Origin of the sequence: Streptococcus australis, assembly GCF_003943615.1 — a bacterium.
Lineage (GTDB): Bacteria > Bacillota > Bacilli > Lactobacillales > Streptococcaceae > Streptococcus > Streptococcus australis_C.
Genome location: NZ_RJPZ01000011.1, coordinates 1 through 2,500 on the forward strand (window position 1 = coordinate 1; position 2,500 = coordinate 2,500).

Here is a 2,500-nt window from a genome sequence, read left to right on the forward strand (position 1 = left end):
CACTACCAGATGGACCTGCGTTGTATTAGCTAGTTGGTGAGGTAACGGCTCACCAAGGCGACGATACATAGCCGACCTGAGAGGGTGATCGGCCACACTGGGACTGAGACACGGCCCAGACTCCTACGGGAGGCAGCAGTAGGGAATCTTCGGCAATGGACGGAAGTCTGACCGAGCAACGCCGCGTGAGTGAAGAAGGTTTTCGGATCGTAAAGCTCTGTTGTAAGAGAAGAACGAGTGTGAGAGTGGAAAGTTCACACTGTGACGGTATCTTACCAGAAAGGGACGGCTAACTACGTGCCAGCAGCCGCGGTAATACGTAGGTCCCGAGCGTTATCCGGATTTATTGGGCGTAAAGCGAGCGCAGGCGGTTAGATAAGTCTGAAGTTAAAGGCTGTGGCTTAACCATAGTACGCTTTGGAAACTGTTTAACTTGAGTGCAGAAGGGGAGAGTGGAATTCCATGTGTAGCGGTGAAATGCGTAGATATATGGAGGAACACCGGTGGCGAAAGCGGCTCTCTGGTCTGTAACTGACGCTGAGGCTCGAAAGCGTGGGGAGCAAACAGGATTAGATACCCTGGTAGTCCACGCCGTAAACGATGAGTGCTAGGTGTTGGGTCCTTTCCGGGACTCAGTGCCGCAGCTAACGCATTAAGCACTCCGCCTGGGGAGTACGACCGCAAGGTTGAAACTCAAAGGAATTGACGGGGGCCCGCACAAGCGGTGGAGCATGTGGTTTAATTCGAAGCAACGCGAAGAACCTTACCAGGTCTTGACATCCCTCTGACCGCTCTAGAGATAGAGTTTTCCTTCGGGACAGAGGTGACAGGTGGTGCATGGTTGTCGTCAGCTCGTGTCGTGAGATGTTGGGTTAAGTCCCGCAACGAGCGCAACCCCTATTGTTAGTTGCCATCATTNAGTTGGGCACTCTAGCGAGACTGCCGGTAATAAACCGGAGGAAGGTGGGGATGACGTCAAATCATCATGCCCCTTATGACCTGGGCTACACACGTGCTACAATGGCTGGTACAACGAGTCGCAAGTCGGTGACGGCAAGCTAATCTCTTAAAGCCAGTCTCAGTTCGGATTGTAGGCTGCAACTCGCCTACATGAAGTCGGAATCGCTAGTAATCGCGGATCAGCACGCCGCGGTGAATACGTTCCCGGGCCTTGTACACACCGCCCGTCACACCACGAGAGTTTGTAACACCCGAAGTCGGTGAGGTAACCTTTTAGGAGCCAGCCGCCTAAGGTGGGATAGATGATTGGGGTGAAGTCGTAACAAGGTAGCCGTATCGGAAGGTGCGGCTGGATCACCTCCTTTCTAAGGATAAGGAAACCTGCACGTTCGTCTTGTTTAGTTTTGAGAGGTCTTGTGGGGCCTTAGCTCAGCTGGGAGAGCGCCTGCTTTGCACGCAGGAGGTCAGCGGTTCGATCCCGCTAGGCTCCATTGGTGAGAGATCACCAAGGATGAACATTGAAAATTGAATATCTATATCAAATAGTAACAAGAAAATAAACCGAAANCGCTGTGAATATTTAATGAGTTTTCTAATTTTAAGAAATTAGGTTAATAAGGTTAAGTTAATAAGGGCGCACGGTGGATGCCTTGGCACTAGGAGCCGAAGAAGGACGTGACAAACGACGAAATGCCTCGGGGAGCTGTAAGTAAGCGCTGATCCGGGGATGTCCGAATGGGGGAACCCAGCAGGTGATACCTGTTACCCATATCTGTTAAGGATATGAGGAGGAAGACGCAGTGAACTGAAACATCTAAGTAGCTGCAGGAAGAGAAAGCAAAAGCGATTGCCTTAGTAGCGGCGAGCGAAACGGCAGGAGGGCAAACCGAAGAGTTTACTCTTCGGGGTTGTAGGACTGCAATGTGGACTTAAAGATTATAGAAGAACTACCTGGGAAGGTAGGCCAAAGAGAGTAATAGCCTNGTATTTAAAATAGTCTTTATACCTAGCAGTATCCTGAGTACGGCGAGACACGTGGAATCTCGTCGGAATCTGGGAGGACCATCTCCCAACCCTAAATACTCCCTAGTGACCGATAGTGAACCAGTACCGTGAGGGAAAGGTGAAAAGCACCCCGGGAGGGGAGTGAAATAGAACCTGAAACCGTGTGCCTACAACAAGTTCGAGCCCGTTAATGGGTGAGAGCGTGCCTTTTGTAGAATGAACCGGCGAGTTACGATATGATGCGAGGTTAAGTTGAAGAGACGGAGCCGTAGGGAAACCGAGTCTGAATAGGGCGCNTTAGTATTATGTCGTAGACCCGAAACCATGTGACCTACCCATGAGCAGGTTGAAGGTGCGGTAAAACGCACTGGAGGACCGAACCAGGGCACGTTGAAAAGTGCTTGGATGACTTGTGGGTAGCGGAGAAATTCCAAACGAACTTGGAGATAGCTGGTTCTCTCCGAAATAGCTTTAGGGCTAGCGTCGACATAAAGATTCTTGGAGGTAGAGCACTGTTTGGGTGAGGGGTCCATCC

The 2,500-nt window shown here is 50.9% G+C and carries 1 tRNA gene and 2 rRNA genes (1 of these 3 cut by a window edge); all 3 read left to right on the forward strand.

Annotated elements, in window-relative coordinates:
- Window positions 1-1,325, forward strand: a 16S ribosomal RNA gene (locus tag D8785_RS09655); the annotation flags it as partial.
- Window positions 1,326-1,378: 53 nt separating this feature from the next.
- Window positions 1,379-1,451: transfer RNA gene (locus D8785_RS09660), tRNA-Ala, on the forward strand.
- 127 nt (window positions 1,452-1,578) lie between these two features.
- Window positions 1,579-2,500 (forward strand): 23S ribosomal RNA (locus D8785_RS09665) (it continues 1,979 nt past the right edge of the window).